Source organism: Pseudomonas sp. Teo4 (assembly GCF_034387475.1).
Classification (GTDB): domain Bacteria; phylum Pseudomonadota; class Gammaproteobacteria; order Pseudomonadales; family Pseudomonadaceae; genus Aquipseudomonas.
In genome coordinates this window covers 33,282-52,535 of sequence record NZ_JAXCIL010000005.1, presented here as the reverse complement: position 1 = coordinate 52,535, position 19,254 = coordinate 33,282, and the positions used below count along the sequence as shown (strand labels likewise).

24 protein-coding genes are annotated in these 19,254 nt (G+C 61.7%); 14 read left to right on the top strand and 10 right to left on the bottom strand.

Going from position 1 to position 19,254, the window contains the following annotated elements:
- Nucleotides 1-6: 6 nt before the first annotated feature.
- The 9 genes from rapZ to PspTeo4_RS29060 all read right to left on the bottom strand — a co-directional run bounded on the left by rapZ (nucleotide 7) and on the right by PspTeo4_RS29060 (nucleotide 6,725).
- Entirely contained in the window at nucleotides 7-861 is an 855-nt protein-coding gene (gene rapZ, locus PspTeo4_RS29100; protein WP_023382149.1) for an RNase adapter RapZ, read from the bottom strand.
- A gap of 2 nt (nucleotides 862-863) precedes the next feature.
- A complete protein-coding gene (ptsN, locus tag PspTeo4_RS29095; RefSeq protein WP_322367047.1) occupies nucleotides 864-1,328 on the bottom strand; it encodes a PTS IIA-like nitrogen regulatory protein PtsN in 465 nt (154 codons plus the stop codon).
- A 12-nt stretch (nucleotides 1,329-1,340) separates the two neighbouring features.
- Nucleotides 1,341-1,649, bottom strand: coding sequence for a ribosome hibernation-promoting factor, HPF/YfiA family (hpf, locus tag PspTeo4_RS29090; RefSeq protein WP_322367046.1), 309 nt, complete (start codon nucleotides 1,647-1,649; stop codon nucleotides 1,341-1,343).
- Between the two features lie 78 nt (nucleotides 1,650-1,727).
- On the bottom strand, nucleotides 1,728-3,221 hold the full coding sequence (locus PspTeo4_RS29085; protein WP_322367045.1) for an RNA polymerase factor sigma-54: 1,494 nt from the start codon (nucleotides 3,219-3,221) through the stop codon (nucleotides 1,728-1,730).
- Nucleotides 3,222-3,393: 172 nt separating this feature from the next.
- On the bottom strand, nucleotides 3,394-4,119 hold the full coding sequence (lptB, locus tag PspTeo4_RS29080) for an LPS export ABC transporter ATP-binding protein (RefSeq protein ID WP_322367044.1): 726 nt from the start codon (nucleotides 4,117-4,119) through the stop codon (nucleotides 3,394-3,396).
- Nucleotides 4,120-4,644 carry a lipopolysaccharide transport periplasmic protein LptA gene (lptA, locus tag PspTeo4_RS29075; protein ID WP_023382145.1) on the bottom strand — a complete coding sequence of 175 codons (525 nt, stop codon included), beginning with the start codon at nucleotides 4,642-4,644 and terminating at the stop codon, nucleotides 4,120-4,122.
- Complete coding sequence (gene lptC / locus PspTeo4_RS29070) at nucleotides 4,631-5,203, bottom strand: LPS export ABC transporter periplasmic protein LptC (protein ID WP_322367043.1); 573 nt, start codon at nucleotides 5,201-5,203, stop codon at nucleotides 4,631-4,633. Before lptC ends, lptA begins: the two co-directional genes overlap by 14 nt.
- Nucleotides 5,204-5,211: 8 nt before the next feature.
- Entirely contained in the window at nucleotides 5,212-5,736 is a 525-nt protein-coding gene (locus PspTeo4_RS29065) for an HAD family hydrolase (RefSeq protein ID WP_322367042.1), read from the bottom strand.
- Between the two features lie 14 nt (nucleotides 5,737-5,750).
- The gene (locus tag PspTeo4_RS29060; protein ID WP_322367041.1) at nucleotides 5,751-6,725 is read right to left on the bottom strand and encodes a KpsF/GutQ family sugar-phosphate isomerase; all 975 of its coding nucleotides are present in this window, start codon (nucleotides 6,723-6,725) and stop codon (nucleotides 5,751-5,753) included.
- Between the two features lie 247 nt (nucleotides 6,726-6,972).
- Here PspTeo4_RS29060 and PspTeo4_RS29055 point away from each other — a divergent pair, with 247 nt between their 5' ends.
- The 10 genes from PspTeo4_RS29055 (at nucleotide 6,973) to hisC (ending at nucleotide 14,987) form a co-directional block, all read left to right on the top strand.
- Nucleotides 6,973-7,782: an ATP-binding cassette domain-containing protein gene (locus tag PspTeo4_RS29055; RefSeq protein WP_085623991.1), complete on the top strand. Its 810-nt coding sequence runs from the start codon at nucleotides 6,973-6,975 to the stop codon at nucleotides 7,780-7,782.
- Nucleotides 7,782-8,579 carry a lipid asymmetry maintenance ABC transporter permease subunit MlaE gene (gene mlaE, locus PspTeo4_RS29050; RefSeq protein ID WP_322367040.1) on the top strand — a complete coding sequence of 266 codons (798 nt, stop codon included), beginning with the start codon at nucleotides 7,782-7,784 and terminating at the stop codon, nucleotides 8,577-8,579. The genes PspTeo4_RS29055 and mlaE overlap by 1 nt, the downstream gene beginning before the upstream one ends.
- Nucleotides 8,579-9,064 carry an outer membrane lipid asymmetry maintenance protein MlaD gene (gene mlaD / locus PspTeo4_RS29045; RefSeq protein ID WP_023382140.1) on the top strand — a complete coding sequence of 162 codons (486 nt, stop codon included), beginning with the start codon at nucleotides 8,579-8,581 and terminating at the stop codon, nucleotides 9,062-9,064. Before mlaE ends, mlaD begins: the two co-directional genes overlap by 1 nt.
- 9 nt (nucleotides 9,065-9,073) lie before the next feature.
- Nucleotides 9,074-9,727, top strand: coding sequence for an ABC transporter substrate-binding protein (locus PspTeo4_RS29040; RefSeq protein ID WP_322367039.1), 654 nt, complete (start codon nucleotides 9,074-9,076; stop codon nucleotides 9,725-9,727).
- Complete coding sequence (locus PspTeo4_RS29035) at nucleotides 9,724-10,026, top strand: STAS domain-containing protein (RefSeq protein ID WP_322367038.1); 303 nt, start codon at nucleotides 9,724-9,726, stop codon at nucleotides 10,024-10,026. The genes PspTeo4_RS29040 and PspTeo4_RS29035 overlap by 4 nt, the downstream gene beginning before the upstream one ends.
- A 119-nt stretch (nucleotides 10,027-10,145) precedes the next feature.
- The gene (locus PspTeo4_RS29030; RefSeq protein ID WP_003255121.1) at nucleotides 10,146-10,385 is read left to right on the top strand and encodes a BolA family protein; all 240 of its coding nucleotides are present in this window, start codon (nucleotides 10,146-10,148) and stop codon (nucleotides 10,383-10,385) included.
- A 23-nt stretch (nucleotides 10,386-10,408) separates the two neighbouring features.
- Nucleotides 10,409-11,674 carry a UDP-N-acetylglucosamine 1-carboxyvinyltransferase gene (gene murA, locus PspTeo4_RS29025; protein ID WP_322367037.1) on the top strand — a complete coding sequence of 422 codons (1,266 nt, stop codon included), beginning with the start codon at nucleotides 10,409-10,411 and terminating at the stop codon, nucleotides 11,672-11,674.
- 172 nt (nucleotides 11,675-11,846) lie between these two features.
- Nucleotides 11,847-12,482 (top strand): ATP phosphoribosyltransferase, encoded by a 636-nt coding sequence (gene hisG / locus PspTeo4_RS29020; RefSeq protein ID WP_322367036.1) that lies wholly within the window; start codon nucleotides 11,847-11,849, stop codon nucleotides 12,480-12,482.
- A 126-nt stretch (nucleotides 12,483-12,608) separates the two neighbouring features.
- Nucleotides 12,609-13,934 carry a histidinol dehydrogenase gene (gene hisD, locus PspTeo4_RS29015; RefSeq protein ID WP_322367035.1) on the top strand — a complete coding sequence of 442 codons (1,326 nt, stop codon included), beginning with the start codon at nucleotides 12,609-12,611 and terminating at the stop codon, nucleotides 13,932-13,934.
- A 3-nt stretch (nucleotides 13,935-13,937) separates the two neighbouring features.
- Entirely contained in the window at nucleotides 13,938-14,987 is a 1,050-nt protein-coding gene (gene hisC / locus PspTeo4_RS29010) for a histidinol-phosphate transaminase (protein WP_322367034.1), read from the top strand.
- 44 nt (nucleotides 14,988-15,031) lie between these two features.
- On the opposite strand, the gene PspTeo4_RS29005 is transcribed toward hisC, so the two are convergent.
- Nucleotides 15,032-16,189 carry an alkaline phosphatase family protein gene (locus tag PspTeo4_RS29005; RefSeq protein ID WP_322367033.1) on the bottom strand — a complete coding sequence of 386 codons (1,158 nt, stop codon included), beginning with the start codon at nucleotides 16,187-16,189 and terminating at the stop codon, nucleotides 15,032-15,034.
- 139 nt (nucleotides 16,190-16,328) lie between these two features.
- On the opposite strand from PspTeo4_RS29005, the gene PspTeo4_RS29000 reads away from it, so the two are divergent.
- The 4 genes from PspTeo4_RS29000 (at nucleotide 16,329) to PspTeo4_RS28985 (ending at nucleotide 19,216) form a co-directional block, all read left to right on the top strand.
- Nucleotides 16,329-16,979 (top strand): FadR/GntR family transcriptional regulator, encoded by a 651-nt coding sequence (locus PspTeo4_RS29000; protein WP_322367032.1) that lies wholly within the window; start codon nucleotides 16,329-16,331, stop codon nucleotides 16,977-16,979.
- A gap of 13 nt (nucleotides 16,980-16,992) precedes the next feature.
- The gene (locus PspTeo4_RS28995) at nucleotides 16,993-18,273 is read left to right on the top strand and encodes a CynX/NimT family MFS transporter (protein ID WP_322367031.1); all 1,281 of its coding nucleotides are present in this window, start codon (nucleotides 16,993-16,995) and stop codon (nucleotides 18,271-18,273) included.
- A gap of 130 nt (nucleotides 18,274-18,403) precedes the next feature.
- Nucleotides 18,404-18,874: a nuclear transport factor 2 family protein gene (locus PspTeo4_RS28990; RefSeq protein WP_322367030.1), complete on the top strand. Its 471-nt coding sequence runs from the start codon at nucleotides 18,404-18,406 to the stop codon at nucleotides 18,872-18,874.
- Between the two features lie 39 nt (nucleotides 18,875-18,913).
- Nucleotides 18,914-19,216, top strand: coding sequence for a GIY-YIG nuclease family protein (locus tag PspTeo4_RS28985; protein WP_322367029.1), 303 nt, complete (start codon nucleotides 18,914-18,916; stop codon nucleotides 19,214-19,216).
- Nucleotides 19,217-19,254 lie beyond the last annotated feature (38 nt).

Below are 19,254 nucleotides of genomic sequence, written 5' to 3'. Positions count from 1 at the left end.
TGTGGGCTATAGGTCGCGGTGGCGGACCTGGACGTTTTTCAGGGATTGCTGAAGTAGCTGGCCGAGGCGCTCGGTCAGGTACACAGAACGGTGGTGACCGCCAGTGCAACCAATGGCAATGGTGACGTAGGCGCGATTGCTGGCGGCAAAGCGGGGCAACCATTTCAGCAGGTAGCTGGAGATATCGTTGAACATCTCTTCGACATCCGGCTGGGCGGCCAGATAATCGATTACCGGTTGGTCGAGACCGGAGTGTTCACGCAGCTCTGGCTTCCAGTAAGGGTTGGGCAGGCAGCGGACATCGAACACCAGGTCGGCATCGACCGGCATGCCTCGCTTGAAACCGAACGATTCGACCAAAAAGGCTGTGCCAGGTTCAGGCTGGTTCAGCAGGCGCAGCTTGATCGAGTCGCGCAGCTGGTACAGGTTGAGGTTGGTGGTGTCGATCTTGAGGTCGGCCAGGTCGGAAATCGGCCCCAGCAACTCGCTTTCGACACGGATCGCTTCGGCCAGCGAACGGTTGGCGTTGGTCAGCGGATGGCGCCGCCGGGTCTCGGAGAAGCGTTTGAGCAGCGTTTCTTCGTCAGCGTCCAGAAACAGTACATCGCACTGGATGTGCCGGCCGCGGGCTTCTTCGAGCAGTTCGGGAAACCGCGTCAGGTGGCTCGGCAGGTTTCGAGCGTCGATGGAAACGGCAACCTTGGGCTGCTGTAGCTCGGTATTGATCAGCGCATTCTCCGCCAGCTGCGGTAGCAGCCCGGCGGGGAGGTTGTCGATGCAGTAGTAGCCGTTGTCTTCCAGCACATCAAGGGCGGTACTCTTGCCCGAGCCGGACCGGCCGCTGACGATGATCAGGCGCATGTTCAGTGCTCGTTCTGTGCGTCCAGGACAACCTGGAACAGGGCCTCGCTGCTGGCGGCGGAACGCAGGCGATCGCGGACCTCCTTGCGATCGAGCATGCTGGCGATCTGGCGCAGCAGTTCTAGGTGGGCATCAGTGGCGGCTTCGGGGACCAGCAGGACGAACAGCAGGTCGACCGGGGCGCCATCGATGGCGTCGTAATCGATAGGGGCATCCAGGTGCAGCAGTGCGCTAACCGGTGCAGTGCAACCTTCAAGTCGGCAGTGAGGGATGGCAATACCGTTGCCGAAACCGGTCGAGCCGAGTTTTTCACGGCCGATCAGTTTTTCGAAGACGTCTTGCATCTCCAGCTCTGGCACTTGTTCGGCAATGAGGTTGGCGACCTTTTCCAGGGCGCGCTTTTTACTGCCTCCCGGCACGTTCACCAGGGAACGGCCGGGGGTCAGGATGGTTTCAAGTCGGATCATGGATGAGGGGGATCAGCGTGCGGCTGCACCTTGCAGCAGGCTTTGCTGTTTTTCCTTGTGTTTTTTCAGTTGGCGGTCGAGCTTGTCGGCCATGGCGTCGATCGCTGCATACATGTCTTCGTGTTCCGCGTTTGCTACCACTTCGCCACCGGGAATCTGCAGGGTCGCTTCGACCTTCTGTTGCAGTTTCTCGACTTTCAGGATGACCTGCACGTTGGTGATCTTGTCGAAGTGACCCTCCACGCGCTTAAGCTTTTGCTCTACGTAGTCGCGCAGAGGGGAGGTGACTTCTACATGGTGTCCACTGATGTTGACTTGCATACAGCTTCTCCTTTGTTGCCCGTGCATAAAGAGGCAGGTATTGCACCTGCCCCGCAAACGCTTTGGCACATTCAGGGGCTACATCAGTCGCTTGCGCTCGCTCGACGGCGCGATGCCGAGGGACTCGCGGTACTTGGCGACGGTGCGACGGGCTACCTGAATGCCTTGTGCCTCCAGTAAACCAGCGATCTTGCTGTCACTCAATGGCTTTTTCTGATTTTCCGCCGCAACCAGTTTCTTGATGATCGCGCGGATCGCCGTAGACGAGCATTCTCCGCCTTCGGAGGTGCTGACGTGGCTGGAGAAAAAGTATTTCAGTTCGTAGATGCCACGGGGTGTGTGCATGTATTTCTGGGTGGTGACCCGGGAAATCGTCGACTCGTGCATGCCTACCGCTTCGGCGATGTCGTGCAGCACCAACGGCTTCATCGCTTCGTCACCGTGGTCGAGGAAGCCGCGTTGGTGCTCGACGATCTGGGTGGCGACCTTCATCAGGGTTTCGTTGCGGCTTTGCAGGCTCTTGATGAACCAGCGAGCCTCCTGCAGCTGATTGCGCATGAAGGTGTTGTCGGCGCTGGTGTCGGCGCGGCGGACAAACCCGGCGTACTGTGGATTGACCCGCAGGCGTGGGATCGCCTCCTGGTTCAGCTCGACCAGCCAGCGGTCGCTGTCCTTGCGCACGATCACGTCGGGCACCACGTATTCCGGTTCGCTGGATTCGATCTGCGAGCCTGGGCGCGGGTTGAGGCTCTGCACCAGTTCGATGACCTGGCGCAGCTCGTCTTCCTTGAGCTTCATGCGGCGCATCAACTGGCTGTAGTCGCGGCTGCCGAGCAGGTCGATGAAGTCGACCACCAAGCGTTTGGCTTCGGTCATCCACGGTGTGCTGGCGGGCAGTTGGCGCAGTTGCAGCAGCAAGCACTCGCCAAGATTGCGTGCGCCGACCCCGGCGGGCTCGAACTGCTGGATGCGATGCAGGACGGCTTCGACCTCGTCGAGTTCGATGTCCAGCTCTGGGTCGAAGCCCTCGCAGATTTCTTCGAGGGTGTCTTCCAGGTAGCCCTGGTCGTTGATGCTGTCGATCAGGGTGACGGCGATCAGGCGGTCGGTGTCCGACATCGGTGCCAGGTTCAGTTGCCACAGCAGGTGGCTCTGCAGGCTCTCGCCTGCGGATGTGCGGGTGGTGAAGTCCCACTCGTCATCATCGTTGCTGGGCAGGCTGCTGGCGCTGGTCTGGTAGATGTCTTCCCAGGCCGTGTCGACTGGAAGCTCGTTGGGAATGCGCTCGTTCCACTCACCGTCCTCCAGGTTCTCGGCACTGGGCGTGCTTTCCTGGAAACTGTTGTCCTGAACTTCGGCGGCCGGCTTGTTCTCGGCGTTGTCCGCCATCGGGTCGCTGTTGTCGAAGTCGTCGCCGTCTTCCTGACGTTCGAGCATCGGATTGGACTCCAGCGCTTCCTGGATTTCCTGTTGGAGGTCCAGGGTAGAAAGCTGGAGCAGGCGGATGGCCTGTTGCAACTGCGGTGTCATCGTCAGTTGCTGGCCCATTTTTAGGACGAGCGATGGTTTCATGGCAGGGGCTAAATACCTTGTTCGCCGGCGCGCATGCGCCATCCACTACACGAGGGCGCCGGGGCGCCAAATCAAGCAAGTTTTATGCCTTAAATTGTAGCGTTTGCCTAGAGCGCTGTAACAACTTAAGCCTCGTTGAGGCGCTATTGCCAGTGCTCCAGGCGCGCCGAGGTCAGAGCCGGAACTCGTGACCCAGGTAAACCTCTTTGACCAGATCGTTGGCCAGGATGGTCTCGGCATCGCCCTCGGCGATCAGTTGACCATCATTGACGATGTAAGCGGTTTCGCAGATATCCAGGGTCTCGCGGACGTTGTGGTCGGTGATCAGAACACCGATGCCCTTGGCCTTGAGGTGGTGGATGATCTGCTTGATGTCGCCCACGGAAATCGGGTCGACACCGGCGAACGGCTCGTCCAGCAGGATGAACTTCGGTGCGGTTGCCAGTGCCCGGGCGATCTCGACGCGGCGTCGCTCACCACCGGACAGGCTCATGCCGAGGTTGTCGCGGATGTGGCTGATGTGGAACTCCTGCAGCAGGCTTTCCAGCTCCTTGCGGCGGCCATCGCGGTCGAGGTCCTTGCGGGTCTCGAGAATCGCCATGATGTTGTCGGCCACCGACAGCTTGCGGAAGATCGAGGCTTCCTGGGGCAGGTAGCCGATACCGGCACGGGCGCGACCGTGCATCGGTTGGTGGCTGACATCGAGGTTGTCGATGCGCACGCGGCCCTGATCGGCCTGGACCAGGCCTACGATCATGTAGAAGCAGGTGGTCTTGCCGGCGCCGTTGGGGCCGAGCAGGCCGACGATCTGGCCGCTGTCGATCGACAGGCTGACGTCGCGCACGACTTGCCGACCCTTGTAGCTCTTGGCCAGATGCTGGGCTTTGAGGGTTGCCATTTACTCGGCCTTCTTCTTCGGCTGGATCACCATGTCGATACGCTGACGCGGTGCAGTCACGTTGCCACCACGGCCCGCGGTCGCAACCTGGGTCTTGGTGTTGTAGACGATCTTCTCGCCTTCGGTGGTGTTGCCTTCGTTCTCGACCTTGGCGCGGTCGGTGAGGATCACCATGTCCTTCTGCGCCTGGTACTGGATGGTCACGGCCCAGCCTTTCATTTTATCGGGCTTGGCGGCGCTCTGCTGCTGCTCGAAGTAGGCCAGGTTGCCCACCGAGGTCACCACGTCGATGTCGCCTGACTGGGCGCGAGTGATGGTCACGGTGTTGCCTTTGATCATCATCGAACCTTGGGTGATGATCACATCGCCGGTGTAGGTGGCCACACCTTGCTTGTCGTCCAGGTGAGCATTGTCGGCCTGGATGCGGATCGGCTGGTCACGGTCGTTCGGCAGGGCGAAGGCGCTCGCGCTTCCCAGTGCTGCGCTCAGGCTGAGCAAAAGGGGGAGGGTTTTAACGAGCCTCATACTGTCCTCTTACGTTAGAGAGCAAGTCCATCTTGCCTTCTTTCAAATACGCTTTCATTCCTTTGCCCGTAGTCGTGCCACCGGCGCCGTCGATTCTAACGGCTTGCTCGGTCTGCGCATATTGCTTCTGCGGGAACACGGTCATGCGTGAGCTGGTGATGATCATTTCGCGCTGCTTTTCGTCGGTACGGGCAACGCGAACCTGGTCGATCAGTTCGACCTCGGAGCCGTCCGGGTTGACCTCGGCGCGCTCGCTTTGCACATGCCAGGGGTACTCGGTGCCGCGGTACATGTGCAGGTCGGGTTTGGTCAGCAGGGTAACTTCACTGGCGGTGAGGTGCTCCACCTTGTCGGCGGTCATCTCATACTGCAGCTTGCCATCGGGCAGAAACTGCACGCTATGGGCATTGATCGCATAGTAGTCGATCGCGCTCTCGTCCACCTGAGCCGCCGGCTTGTCGAGGAAGCTCTCCGGGCTGACGTTCCAGTAGCCGATTGCCACCAGCAGGGCGGCAATGACCGCGAGCAGCGCAATATTGCGGGCTTTCTTGCTGAACATGGGCGGCCTTACAGGTAATTGGCGTTGGCAGCGTCCAGGGTGCCCTGGGCCTGCATGATCAGTTCACAGAACTCGCGGGCAGCCCCTTCGCCGCCGCGTGCCTGGGTCACGCCGTGGGCGTGCTGGCGAACGAACGGCGCGGCGCTGGCCACCGCCATGCCCAGGCCGACCCGGCGAATCACCGGAAGGTCGGGCAGGTCGTCACCCAGATAGGCGACTTGTTCATAGCTTAGGCCCAGTTCGGCGAGCAGGCCGTCCAGAACCACCAGTTTGTCTTCCCTGCCTTGGAACAGGTGCGGGATGCCCAGGTTCTTGGCCCGGCGCTCGACCACCGGGGTCTTGCGCCCGCTGATGATCGCCGTGGTCACGCCGGAGGCCATGAGCATCTTGATGCCTTGGCCGTCCAGGGTGTTGAAGGTCTTGAATTCGCTGCCGTCTTCGAGGAAGTACAGGCGGCCGTCGGTGAGGACACCGTCGACGTCGAAGACGGCCAGCTTGATGGCCTTGCCGCGTTGCATCAGGTCGTGGTTCATGTCCATTGCTCTCCTTACATGACCCCGGCGCGCAGCAGGTCGTGCATGTTCAGGGCGCCAGTCGGGCGGTCGTTCTGGTCGACTACCACCAGTGCGCTGATCTTGTGGTCTTCCATGATCTTCAGGGCTTCGGCGGCCAGCATTTCGGCGCGAGCGGTCTTGCCGTGCACGGTCATCACTTCGTCGATCAGGGTGCTGTGCACGTCGATGTTGCGGTCCAGGCTGCGGCGCAGGTCGCCGTCGGTGAATATCCCGGCCAGCGTGCCGTCCTGTTCGAGAACAACGGTCATGCCCAAGCCTTTGCGCGACATTTCCAGCAGCGCGTCCTTGAGCAGGGTGCCACGTTGCACCTGCGGCAGTTCATCGCCCGAGTGCATGACGTTCTCGACCTTCAGCAGCAGACGGCGGCCAAGGGCGCCACCGGGGTGCGAGAAGGCGAAGTCTTCGGCGGTGAACCCGCGGGCCTCGAGCAGCGCGATGGCCAGGGCGTCGCCCAGCACCAGTGCGGCGGTGGTGGAGGAGGTGGGTGCCAGGTTCAGCGGGCAGGCCTCTTGAGCGACGCTGGCGTCGAGGTTGACCTCCGCAGCCTGCGCTAGCGGCGAGTCCGGGTTGCCGGTGAGGCTGATCATCTGGATGCCCAGGCGCTTGATCAGCGGCAGCAGGGTGACGATTTCAGCGGTGCTGCCGGAATTGGACAGGGCAAGAATGACGTCGTCGCGGGTGATCATGCCCATGTCGCCATGGCTGGCTTCGGCCGGATGCACGAAAAACGCCGTCGTGCCGGTGCTGGCCAGGGTCGCGGCGATCTTGTTGCCGATGTGCCCCGACTTGCCCATGCCGACCACGACGACCCGGCCCTTGCTCGCCAGAATCAGCTCGCACGCCTTGACGAAGCTAGCGTCGATGCGGGCCATCAGGCTCTGGACGGCCTCGAGTTCAAGGCGCAGGGTACGCTGGGCGGATTGGATCAGCTCGCTGGATTGGCTCATGTCGGAAAGCAATGCCTGATGAAAAGGCGGCGATTATAGCCGCAATAGAAGAAACCCTCACCCTTTCGATTGTCCTATCAAATGTCATGAAAGTCTGTCCCTGGGCTGAACGACTCCATGCATGGCCTTGGGGCGGCACTGTCAGCGGTGATATAGTTCCCTGCTATTCGGCCCGCCAGGGGCGTGTGTGCCTTCAAGATGAGGGCCGGCGTCCACTAGGACGAGGCTGCACTAGCAAGGAGTCTAGATGAGTGTGGATAGCGCCTACGCGGTCGAGTTGAAGGGAGTCACCTTCAAGCGCGGTTCGCGCAGCATTTTCAGCAATGTCGACATACGCATCCCGCGCGGCAAGGTCACCGGCATCATGGGGCCATCGGGTTGCGGCAAGACCACGTTGCTGCGTCTGATGGGGGCGCAACTGCGTCCAGCCAGCGGCGAAGTCTGGGTGGCCGGGCAGAACCTGCCGACCCTGTCCCGAAGCGACCTGTTCGACGCACGCAAGCAAATGGGGGTGCTGTTCCAGAGCGGCGCTCTGTTCACCGACCTCGACGTGTTCGAGAATGTCGCGTTTCCGTTGCGGGTGCACACCCAGCTGTCGGATGAAATGATTCGTGACATCGTGCTCATGAAGCTGCAGGCCGTCGGCCTGCGCGGCGCCATCGACCTGATGCCGGACGAACTGTCGGGTGGCATGAAGCGCCGTGTGGCGCTGGCCCGGGCTATTGCACTGGATCCGCAGATTCTGATGTACGACGAGCCGTTCGTCGGCCAGGACCCGATCGCCATGGGCGTGCTGGTGCGGTTGATTCGTCTGCTCAATGACGCGCTGGGCATCACCAGCATCGTCGTGTCCCACGATCTGGCCGAAACCGCCAGCATCGCCGACTACATCTATGTGGTCGGTGATGGGCAGGTATTGGGCCAGGGCACCCCTGACGAACTGATGGGTTCCGACAACCCGCGCATTCGCCAGTTCATGAAGGGTGACCCGGACGGTCCGGTGCCATTCCACTTTCCCGCGCCTGACTATCGCGCCGATCTGCTGGGGGCGCGTTGATGCGCAGAAAATCCTTACTCGAACGTATCCGTCTGTTCGGTCGCTCGGCGATCGACGTGCTGGCGGTGCTGGGGCGTTCCTGTCTGTTCCTGTTCCATGCGCTGGTGGGGCGTGGCGGCATCGGCGGCGGTTTCCAGCTGCTGACCAAACAGCTGTATTCGGTTGGCGTGCTGTCGCTGGCGATCATCGTCGTGTCGGGCGTGTTCATCGGCATGGTGCTGGCGCTGCAGGGTTACAGCATCCTGACCAAGTACGGCTCCGAGCAGGCGGTGGGGCAGATGGTTGCCCTGACCTTGCTGCGAGAACTCGGCCCGGTGGTGACCGCGCTGCTGTTTGCCGGGCGCGCAGGCTCTGCGTTGACCGCCGAAATCGGCAACATGAAGTCCACCGAGCAGTTGTCGAGCCTTGAGATGATTGGTGTCGACCCACTGAAATACATCGTCGCGCCGCGCCTGTGGGCCGGTTTCATCTCGTTGCCGCTGCTGGCGCTGATCTTCAGCGTGGTCGGTATCTGGGGTGGGTCCTGGGTTGCCGTCGACTGGCTGGGCGTTTACGAGGGCTCGTTCTGGGCCAACATGCAGAACAGTGTTTCCTTTACCGACGACGTGCTCAACGGGCTGATCAAGAGCCTGGTGTTCGCCTTCGTCGTCACCTGGATCGCCGTATTCCAGGGGTACGACTGTGAGCCCACCTCAGAAGGGATCAGCCGTGCCACCACCAAGACCGTGGTCTATGCCTCGCTGGCTGTCCTGGGTCTGGACTTTATTCTGACCGCCTTGATGTTTGGAGATTTCTGATGCAAAACCGCACCCTGGAAATCGGTGTCGGCCTGTTCCTTCTGGCCGGGATCCTGGCGCTGCTGCTGCTGGCCCTGCGTGTCAGCGGGTTGTCGGCCAGCCCGAGCAGCGATACCTATAAAGTTTATGCCTACTTCGACAATATCGCCGGTTTGACTGTCAGAGCTAAAGTGACCATGGCCGGGGTAACCATCGGCAAGGTCACCGCCATCGATCTGGACCGTGATTCCTACACCGGTCGGGTGACGCTGCAGCTGGACAAGAATGTCGACAACCTGCCGGTCGACTCCACTGCTTCGATCCTGACCGCCGGGCTGCTTGGCGAGAAGTACATCGGCATCAGCGTGGGCGGTGAGGAAGATGTGCTCAAGGATGGTGCCACCATCCATGACACTCAGTCCGCACTGGTGCTGGAAGATCTGATTGGCAAGTTCCTGCTCAACTCCGTTGGCAAGGAACCGAAAGAAGCGCAACCCGCTAATTAAGGAGTTTCCATGATTTCGATCCTGCGACGTGGCCTGCTGGTGCTCCTGGCGGCCTTCCCTCTGATGGCCCTGGCAGCCACCGGGCAGACCCCTCACGATGTGGTGCAGGGCACGACCACCGCGCTGCTGGGTGATCTGAAGGCCAACAAGGAGCAATACAAGACCAACCCGAACGCCTTCTACGATGCGCTTAACCGCATCCTCGGCCCGGTGGTGGACGCTGACGGTATTTCCCGCAGCATCATGACCGTCAAGTACTCGCGCAAAGCCACGCCTGAGCAAATGCAGCGCTTCCAGGAAAACTTCAAGCGCAGCCTGATGCAGTTCTACGGCAACGCCTTGCTGGAGTACAACAACCAGGGCATCACCGTCGATCCGGCCAAGGCCGATGACGGCAAGCGTGCCAGTGTTGGCATGAAGGTGACTGGCAACAATGGTGCCGTGTATCCGGTGCAGTACACCCTGGAAAACATCGGCGGCGAGTGGAAGGTGCGCAACGTGATCGTCAATGGCATCAACATTGGCAAGCTGTTCCGCGACCAGTTCGCCGACGCCATGCAGCGCAACGGCAACAACCTGGACAAGACCATCGACGGCTGGGCCGGCGAAGTGGCCAAGGCCAAGGAAGCTGCCGACAATTCGCCTGACAAGGAAGTGAAATGAGTGACACCGGCGTGAGCATGGCCGAGCCCGGCGTTCTGCGCCTGGCCGGCGTGCTGGATTACCGCAGCGGCCCTGCTTTGCGCAAGCAAGGGCAGGCGCTGATCGCGGCGAGTCGCGAAACCCACCTGGTGCTGGATTGCTCGGCGGTTGCCAAGTCGTCCAGTGTCGGCCTGTCGCTGCTGCTGGGGTTCATGCGCGATGCACAGGCCGGCGGCAAACGCTGGGAAGTGCGCGGTATGCCCGACGACATGCGGGAAATTGCCGGGGTCTATGATCTTGATGAGGTGCTGGCGAGCTGATCGCTCGTCGGCAATGGAGGGCCCCTCGGTCAGCACATGCCTTTGATGGGCTTCGCAGGCGAGGGGCTTTTTTGTATGATGGCCGACCCGCGCGCATCGGGCGCCGATTGAGGTTGAGCATGCAGGCCGTAGAAGTTAAAAGCTTCCTTGAAGAGAAATTGCCGGGATCCCGGGTCGAAGTTGAAGGCGAAGGCTGCAACTTCCAGTTGAACGTGATCAGCGACGAGTTGGCTGGCCTGAGCCCGGTCAAGCGTCAACAGGCGATCTATGCTCACCTGAATCCCTGGATCGCCAATGGCAGCATCCATGCGGTAACCATGAAATTTTTCAGCAGCGCAGCCTGGGCTGAGCGCACCTGAGCCAACTTGGCGGCGAGATTCCAATGGACAAACTGATTATTACTGGCGGCGCTCGTCTCGACGGCGAGATCCGCATTTCGGGCGCGAAGAACGCGGCCCTGCCTATTCTGTCGGCCACACTGCTGGCCGATGGCCCGGTGACCGTGGGCAACCTGCCACACCTGCACGACATCACCACCATGATCGAGCTGTTCGGTCGCATGGGCATCGAGCCTGTGATCGACGAGAAGCTGTCGGTGGAGATCGACCCACGCACCATCAAGACCCTGGTAGCCCCCTACGAGCTGGTCAAGACCATGCGTGCTTCGATCCTCGTGCTCGGCCCGATGGTCGCACGTTTCGGTGAAGCCGAAGTCGCCCTGCCTGGCGGTTGCGCCATCGGTTCGCGTCCGGTGGACCTGCACATCCGCGGCCTCGAGGCCATGGGTGCGAAAATCGAAGTCGAAGGTGGCTACATCAAGGCCAAGGCGCCTGAGGGCGGCCTGCGCGGTGCGCACTTCTTCTTCGACACCGTCAGCGTGACCGGTACCGAGAACATCATGATGGCCGCTGCCTTGGCCAAAGGCCGCAGCGTGCTGCAAAACGCCGCCCGTGAGCCGGAAGTGGTCGACCTGGCCAACTTCCTGATCGCCATGGGCGCGAAGATCCAGGGCGCGGGCACCGACACCATCACCATCGATGGCGTCGAGCGCCTGCACTCGGCTACCTATCGCGTCATGCCCGACCGTATCGAGACCGGTACCTACCTGGTTGCCGCTGCCGTTACCGGCGGTCGCGTCAAGGTCAAGGATACTGATCCGACCATTCTCGAGGCTGTGCTGGAAAAACTGAAGGAAGCCGGTGCCGACGTCACCACCGGTGACGACTGGATCGAGCTGGACATGCACGGCAAGCGGCCGAAAGCCGTCAACCTGCGTACCGCTCCGTACCCGGCGTTCCCGACCGACATGCAGGCGCAGTTCATCTCGCTCAACGCCATTGCCGAAGGCACCGGTGCAGTGATCGAGACGATCTTCGAGAACCGCTTCATGCACGTGTACGAAATGCACCGCATGGGCGCTCAGATCCAGGTCGAAGGCAACACCGCCATCGTCACCGGGGTCAAGGCACTCAAGGGCGCGCCGGTAATGGCCACCGACCTACGTGCTTCGGCCAGCCTGGTGCTGTCGGCGCTGGTCGCCGAAGGCGATACCCTGATCGACCGCATCTACCACATCGACCGTGGTTACGAGTGCATCGAAGAAAAACTGCAGATGCTCGGCGCCAAGATCCGCCGCGTACCGGGCTAGTAGCCTGAGGGCGCAGGGTGTGGGAGCGGGTTTACCCGCGAAGCAGACGCCGCAATGTATGGCACCGGCTTTGCCGGTGTTCGCGGGGCTGGCCCGCTCCTACGCACGAATTGAATGCGGTCAGGCGAAACCCGCCTGGCCGGCTGTAGCCGCTTAAGGACCGACGTTTCCCATGTTGACCATCGCGCTATCCAAAGGCCGAATCCTCGATGACACGCTGCCACTGCTGGCTGAAGCCGGTATCGTGCCGACCGAGAATCCGGACAAGAGCCGCAAGCTGATCATTCCTACCACGCAGGAAGACGTACGCCTGCTGATCGTCCGTGCCACCGATGTACCGACCTATGTCGAGCATGGTGCCGCCGACCTGGGTGTGGCTGGCAAGGACGTGCTGATGGAGTACGGCGGCCAGGGCCTGTACGAGCCTCTGGACCTGCAGATTGCCCGCTGCAAACTGATGACCGCCGGCGTCGTCGGTGCACCGGAGCCCAAGGGGCGCCTGCGTGTGGCCACCAAGTTCGTCAACGTAGCCAAGCGCTACTACGCCGAGCAGGGCCGTCAGGTCGATATCATCAAGCTGTACGGCTCCATGGAGCTGGCACCGCTGATCAACCTGGCCGACAAGATCATCGACGTGGTCGACACCGGCAACACCCTGCGCGCCAACGGCCTGGAGCCCCAGGAACTGATCGCCACGATCAGCTCGCGCCTGGTGGTCAACAAGGCTTCGATGAAAATGCAGCACGCCCGCATTCAGAGCCTGATCGACACCCTGCGCAAAGCTGTCGAATCTCGACACCGCGGCTGACTCGAACGCGCGACCTTCGCTGTCGCGCCCGTCTATCCGCGTCATAGCCATTTTTCTCGGGTGCCCGCGCGGATGGACTGGTAGCCTAGGGCGCCTGAGCATTCGCTAATAATCGAGGCCCTCGCCATGACCGTGTCCACTGCAATTGCCCGTCTCAACGCTGCTGATCCAGATTTCGCCCGACATCTGGATCATCTGCTGAGCTGGGAAAGCGTGTCCGATGACGCGGTCAACCAGCGCGTGCTCGACATCATCAAGGCCGTGCGTGAGCGCGGCGATGCGGCACTGGTGGAATTCACCCAGCGCTTCGACGGCGTCGATGCCAAGCGCATTGACGACCTGATCCTCGGTCGCGAGCGTCTTGAGCTGGCACTGACTCGTATTACCCCTGAACAGCGCGAAGCCCTGGAAAAGGCCGCCAACCGCGTGCGCCTGTACCACGAGCGGCAGAAGCAGGACTCCTGGCAGTACACCGAGGCCGACGGCACCGTGCTGGGCCAGAAAGTTACCCCGCTGGACCGCGCCGGCTTGTATGTGCCGGGTGGCAAGGCGTCCTACCCATCCTCCGTGCTGATGAACGCCATCCCGGCCAAAGTCGCAGGTGTGGGTGAGGTGGTGATGGTGGTGCCGACTCCGCGTGGCGAGGTCAATGAACTGGTGCTGGCCGCAGCCTGCATCGCCGGGGTCGACCGGGTATTCACCGTGGGTGGCGCCCAGGCGGTCGCGGCCTTGGCCTATGGCACCGAGAGCGTGCCGCAGGTGGACAAGATCGTCGGCCCAGGCAACATCTATGTGGCCACCGCCAAGCGCCATGTGTTCGGCCAGGTGGGCATCGACATGATCGCCGGCCCGTCGGAAATTCTCGTGGTGTGCGACGGCCAGACCGTCCCTGACTGGATCGCCATGGACCTGTTCTCCCAGGCCGAGCACGATGAGGACGCCCAGGCCATCCTCGTCAGCCCGGATGCCGACTTCCTCGACCGCGTTGCCGCCAGCATCGACAAATTGCTGCCGACCATGGAGCGTGCCGAAATCATCGAGAAGTCGATCAACGGCCGTGGTGCCTTGATTCAGGTGCGTGACATGCAGCAGGCCATTGAAGTCGCCAACCGCATCGCCCCAGAGCACCTTGAGCTGTCGGTTGCCGACCCGCAGGCCTGGCTGCCGCAGATCCGCCACGCTGGCGCGATCTTCATGGGCCGCCACACCAGCGAAGCGCTGGGCGACTACTGCGCCGGCCCCAACCACGTGCTGCCGACTTCCGGCACTGCGCGCTTCTCGTCGCCGCTGGGGGTGTATGACTTCCAGAAGCGTTCGTCGATCATCTTCTGCTCCGAGCAGGGCGCGTCCGAGCTGGGCAAAACCGCCTCGGTCCTGGCCCGTGGCGAGTCGTTGACCGCCCACGCCCGCAGCGCCGAATACCGTATCCTGACCCAAGACAAGGGGAACTGAGCAATGAGTCGATTCTGGAGCCCCTTCGTCAAGGACCTGGTGCCTTACGTCCCGGGTGAGCAGCCGAAGCTGGCCAAGCTGGTCAAACTCAACACCAACGAAAACCCTTATGGCCCGTCGCCCAAGGCGCTGGAGGCCATGCGTGGCGAACTCAACGACAACCTGCGCCTGTACCCGGACCCGAACGGTGACCGGCTCAAGCAAGCGGTGGCCGAGTACTACGACGTGACCCCGGCTCAGGTGTTCGTTGGCAACGGTTCGGACGAAGTGCTGGCACACATCTTCCACGGCCTGTTCCAGCACGCCCAGGGCCCGCTGCTGTTCCCGGATGTCAGCTACAGCTTCTACCCGGTGTACTGCGGCCTGTACGGCATTCCGTTCGAGCAGGTACCGCTGGATGAGCAGTTCCAGATTCGCGTCGCGGATTATGCCAAGCCCAATGCCGGCATCATTTTCCCCAACCCCAACGCACCTACCGGCTGCCTGATGCCGCTGGAACAGGTCGAGCAACTGCTGCAGGCCAACCGTGATTCGGTGGTGGTGGTCGATGAGGCCTACATCGATTTCGGTGGTGAAACCGCGATCAAGCTGGTGGACCGCTACGACAACCTGCTGGTCACCCAGACCCTGTCCAAGTCGCGCTCTCTGGCCGGTTTGCGCGTCGGCCTGGCCGTAGGCCATCCAGACCTGATCGAGGCGCTGGAGCGGATCAAGAACAGCTTCAACTCCTACCCGCTGGACCGTATGGCGATCGTTGGCGCGGCCGTAGCCTTCGAAGACCAGGCTTATTTCGAAGAAACCTGCCGCAAGGTGATCGACAGCCGCGAGGCGTTGGTCGAACAGCTCGTCGCCAAGGGTTTCGAGGTGCTGCCATCGGCTGCCAACTTCATCTTCGCCCGTCACTCGCAGCAGGACGCGGCGCAGCTGGCGGCACGGCTGCGTGAACAGGGCGTCATCGTGCGTCACTTCAAGCAGGAGCGTATTGCACAGTTCCTGCGAATCACCATTGGCACGCCGGAGATGAACCAGGCGTTGCTCGATGCGCTGAACTAAGCCAGCAGCTCGATCGCCGTGGTTCTTCGCCACGGCGGTTGAGTCTAATGTGTATCGGTCGGGCTGTTGCGCACAGCCACTGGAGTGCCGTCCAGCACCAGCACGTAATCGTTGGCCTGGGCCATGCCCTGCGGATCGGTCCATTCCTGAAGCTTCGCCTGCACATTCGCGACCACCTGGCCATTTCGATGGATGACCACTGTCTCCTCGGACGTGCTGTTCCATAGCAGCTTGGCTTCACTCTCCTTTGCCCTTGCCTTGCGTACACCCGTGTTGCCCAGCAACGGGGTGCCATCGAGTTGCCAATCGGGTAGCAGGTCGAGCCCCATATGCCGCAACACAGTCGTGGCCACCGACGACTGCGCGGCAAAGCTGTAGAGGTTGTTCGGCCAGGGGTTGTCTTCTGGAATGCTGGGTTGGGTCAACTCTTCGTTCAGCGGTTTGTTACTGGCGATGAATATGGTCTTTTCCTGTTCTGTCACGCCGCCATGGCCCATGCCCCTGTAATCACGGCCATGGTCCGTGCTGACGATCACCAGCCAGTCCTCCTGCTGATGCTTGCGTTGGCGCTCGGCCACCTTGTCCAGCAGGCGGCCCAGGCGTGTATCTGCATTCTGCAGTGCTTCCTGATAGCGGGCACCGAAGCCGTTGCTGTGGCCAGTCTGGTCGGGCTCATCCAGCTGGATGAAGGTGAAGTCTGCCGACGTGCCATCGAGGATCTCCAGAGTGCGCTGGATGACCTGGTCGTCGGTCAAGCCGCTTTCGCGCACGTTGTTGCCCTGGGCATCTTCCAGCAGGAACGCGGTATTGATCGGTGCCCAGTTCACGACGCTCGAAATGTAGGCATTGGGCAGGGCTTGTCGAAGGCGCCTGAACACGCTTGGGTACGCTGGATCGAGCCTCAGCGAAGGATTGTTGGACACCACACCATGTTTGATGGCCCAGACGCCGGTCAGCAAAGTCATCCACCCTGGGCCGCTGTTGGTTTCTTGTTCCGTCGCCCGCCCAGTGATGCCTCCGGCATAGGCCTTGCCATAGTGCAGGCGCTTTTTCAGGTTGGTGTTTTCCCCCAGTTGCTCGTAGTGCAGCAATTGGACGCCGTCCATGCCGACGATCAAGGTCTTGGGTTGCACGGCCTGAGGTGACAGGTCGCAACCGGCCAGCAGCAGGCAAAGCATCAGGCTCAATCCGCGAAGCAGCATCGTTGGGCATCCTCCAGTGAGAGCCGTAAGCGTTGCAATTAGCATGGCAGCCCACAACTGGCAGAAATGCCAGGTGGTTTGATGTTGATCATGGCTTGCATTAAGCTTCGAAAATTCATCGGATGATTGGTTGAATGAAATGAGCAGTGAATTGTCCAGGCGCTCGCTGGTCGAGCTAGCGGTCGAGCGCATGCGTGAGCGTATTCTTCAGGGCGACTGGAAAGTCGGCCAACGCCTGCCGACCGAGCCCGAACTGGCCCTGGAGTTGGGCATCAGCCGTAACACCGTTCGTGAAGCCATGCGCGTGCTGGCATTCAGCGGCCTGGTGGAGATCCGTCAGGGTGATGGCAGCTACCTGCGCACTGCCCAGGACCCGTTGCAGGCGGTGTTGGCCATGTCGCGCTGCACCCCTGAGCAAGCCCGGGAAACGCGGCACATTCTGGAAACCGAAGCCATCGGCCTGGCAGCCCTGCGCCGCACTGAAGCGGACATTCAAGGCTTGCGTGAAGCGCTGCAAGGCAGTGGTGAACACTTTCACGGTGACGTCGATGCCTACGTGAGCTGCGATCTGGTGTTCCACCAGCGGCTGGTAGATGCCGCCCACAACCCGGCGTTGAGCGAGTTGTATCGCTATTTCTCCGGTGTGGTGGCCGCAGCACTGCAACACAACATGGCTACGGTCCCACGCAGCCAGGCGACCTTCGATCTGCACGGGCAGATTCTAGAGGCCATCGAACAGCGCGATCCGGAGCGGGCCAAGTGCCTGAGCCGTACCCTCATTGAATCCTGATATCGAGAAGGCCATGGCTGAACCAATGACCCGAAACACGACGGCTGTCGAGCGGGAGTTCGACGAACTGCTGATCGACGCTGAGGCCGACGACGAGCAAGTACAACAGCAGCCGGTGGTCCTGGTCCGGCCATGGTTGCTGTTGCTTGGCCTGGTACTGGTGGCGCTGAACCTGCGCCCGGCATTGTCGAGCATGGCGCCGGTGCTGGGCCAGGTTTCTGCAGGGCTGGGTTTGACGGGGTCCGAGGCTGGATTGCTGACCACGCTGCCAGTGCTTTGCCTTGGCTTGTTCGCACCGCTGGCGCCGATTCTGGCGCGCCGTTTCGGTAGCGAGCGGGTGATTCTGGGCATTCTGCTGACCCTGGCGCTGGGTATTCTGGTGCGCAGCACACTCGGCGTAGCCGGTGTGTTTGTGGGTAGCCTGGTGGCCGGTGCGAGCATTGGCATCATCGGTGTGCTGTTACCCGGCATCGTCAAACGCGATTTTCCGCAACATGCCGGCACGCTGACCGGCGTCTACACCATGGCGCTATGCCTGGGGGCTGCGATAGCAGCGGGCGCCACGGTGCCTCTGGCCACTCGATTCGAGGGTAGCTGGGCAATGGGGCTGGGGTTCTGGGTGGTGCCGGCATTCTTGGCGATGCTCGTCTGGTTGCCCCAGGCGCGCCAGGGGCACGGGCTGCACAAGGTCGCTTATCGCGTTCGCGGGCTGTGGCGTGATCCGCTGGCCTGGCAGGTCACGCTCTACATGGGGCTGCAGTCGTCGCTGGCGTACATCGTCTTTGGCTGGCTGCCGTCGATTCTGATCGGGCGCGGCTTGAGTCCGACCCAGGCAGGGCTGGTGCTGTCCGGCTCGGTGATCGTGCAACTGGTCAGTTCGCTCAGTGCGCCGTGGCTGGCCACCCGAAGCAAGGACCAGCGCGTGGCGATCGTGATCGTCATGCTGCTTACGCTGGCAGGGTTGTTCGGTTGCCTGTATGCGCCGCTTTCCGGGCTATGGGGCTGGGCCGTGGTGCTGGGGCTTGGCCAGGGCGGCACCTTCGCCCTGGCGCTGACACTGATCGTCCTGCGTTCCAGGGACGCGCATGTGGCTGCCAACCTGTCGAGCATGGCCCAAGGCGTTGGCTATACGCTGGCCTCAATGGGGCCGTTCGCCGTCGGGGTCGTGCACGACCTGACCGGGGGTTGGGCGGCGGTGGGCTGGATCTTTGCTGTGTTGGGTATCGGCGCCATCGTGTTCGGGCTTGGGGCGGGGCGGGCTTTGCATGTGCAGGTGAGTAGTGAAAAAGTCTGAAGATCTTCGCGGGTTTACCCGCGAAGAAGCCGGTACCGACCCAACAAACATTCATGTTGCGAATGGGCATGGCATTGCCTCGTGCCACGGATTATCGTGCACCTTTCGATTCCCTGGACGGACCTTCCCCATGAGCGACGCCAATCGTGACTTGATCAACCGCTTCTACCAGGCCTTCCAACGCCTGGACGCCGAGGCCATGGTGGCGTGCTACAGCGACGATGTCGTTTTCAGCGACCCGGTGTTCGGCACCCTGCGTGGCCAGGATGCCGGTGACATGTGGCGCATGCTCACCACTCGCGCCAAAGACTTTTCCCTGACCTTCGACCAGGTCAGGGCCAATCAGGACAGCGGTTGCGCACATTGGGTGGCCACCTACCTGTTCAGCCAGACCGGCCGTGTCGTCATAAACGATATCCAGGCGCGCTTCGTCATCCGCGATGGCCTGATCTGCCAGCACGAAGACAGCTTCGACCTGTGGCGCTGGTCGCGTCAGGCGCTGGGGCTGCCGGGTGTGCTGCTGGGATGGTCACCCATGCTGCAGAACAAGGTGCGTCAGCAAGCGTTCAAAGGGCTGCGTGCGTTTCAGCAAGGGCGCTGAGCGGGTAAGCTGTCGGCTTTATCATCAGTTCGAAGCATCGTGAGCGAAGTAGTCGAGAATCCTGCCGGCAAACCTTGGTACGTGTACCTGGTGCGGGCTGCCAATGGCTCGTTGTACTGCGGCATCAGTGATGATCCGCAGCGGCGGTTCATCGCGCATCAGAAGGGGCAGGGCGCCCGTTACTTCAAGACCAGCCCTGCCCAGGCACTGGTATACGTCGAGCAGTGGCCGGATAAAGGCGAGGCGCTGCGTCAGGAGCGGCTGGTGAAGAAGCTGCGCAAGTCGGCCAAGGAGGCGTTGGTGGCCTCCTATGGTGCCGGTATCGCAGCGCAGGCCCTGTAGGGGCGGGCTTGCCCGCGATAGGCTGCGCAGCGGCCCCT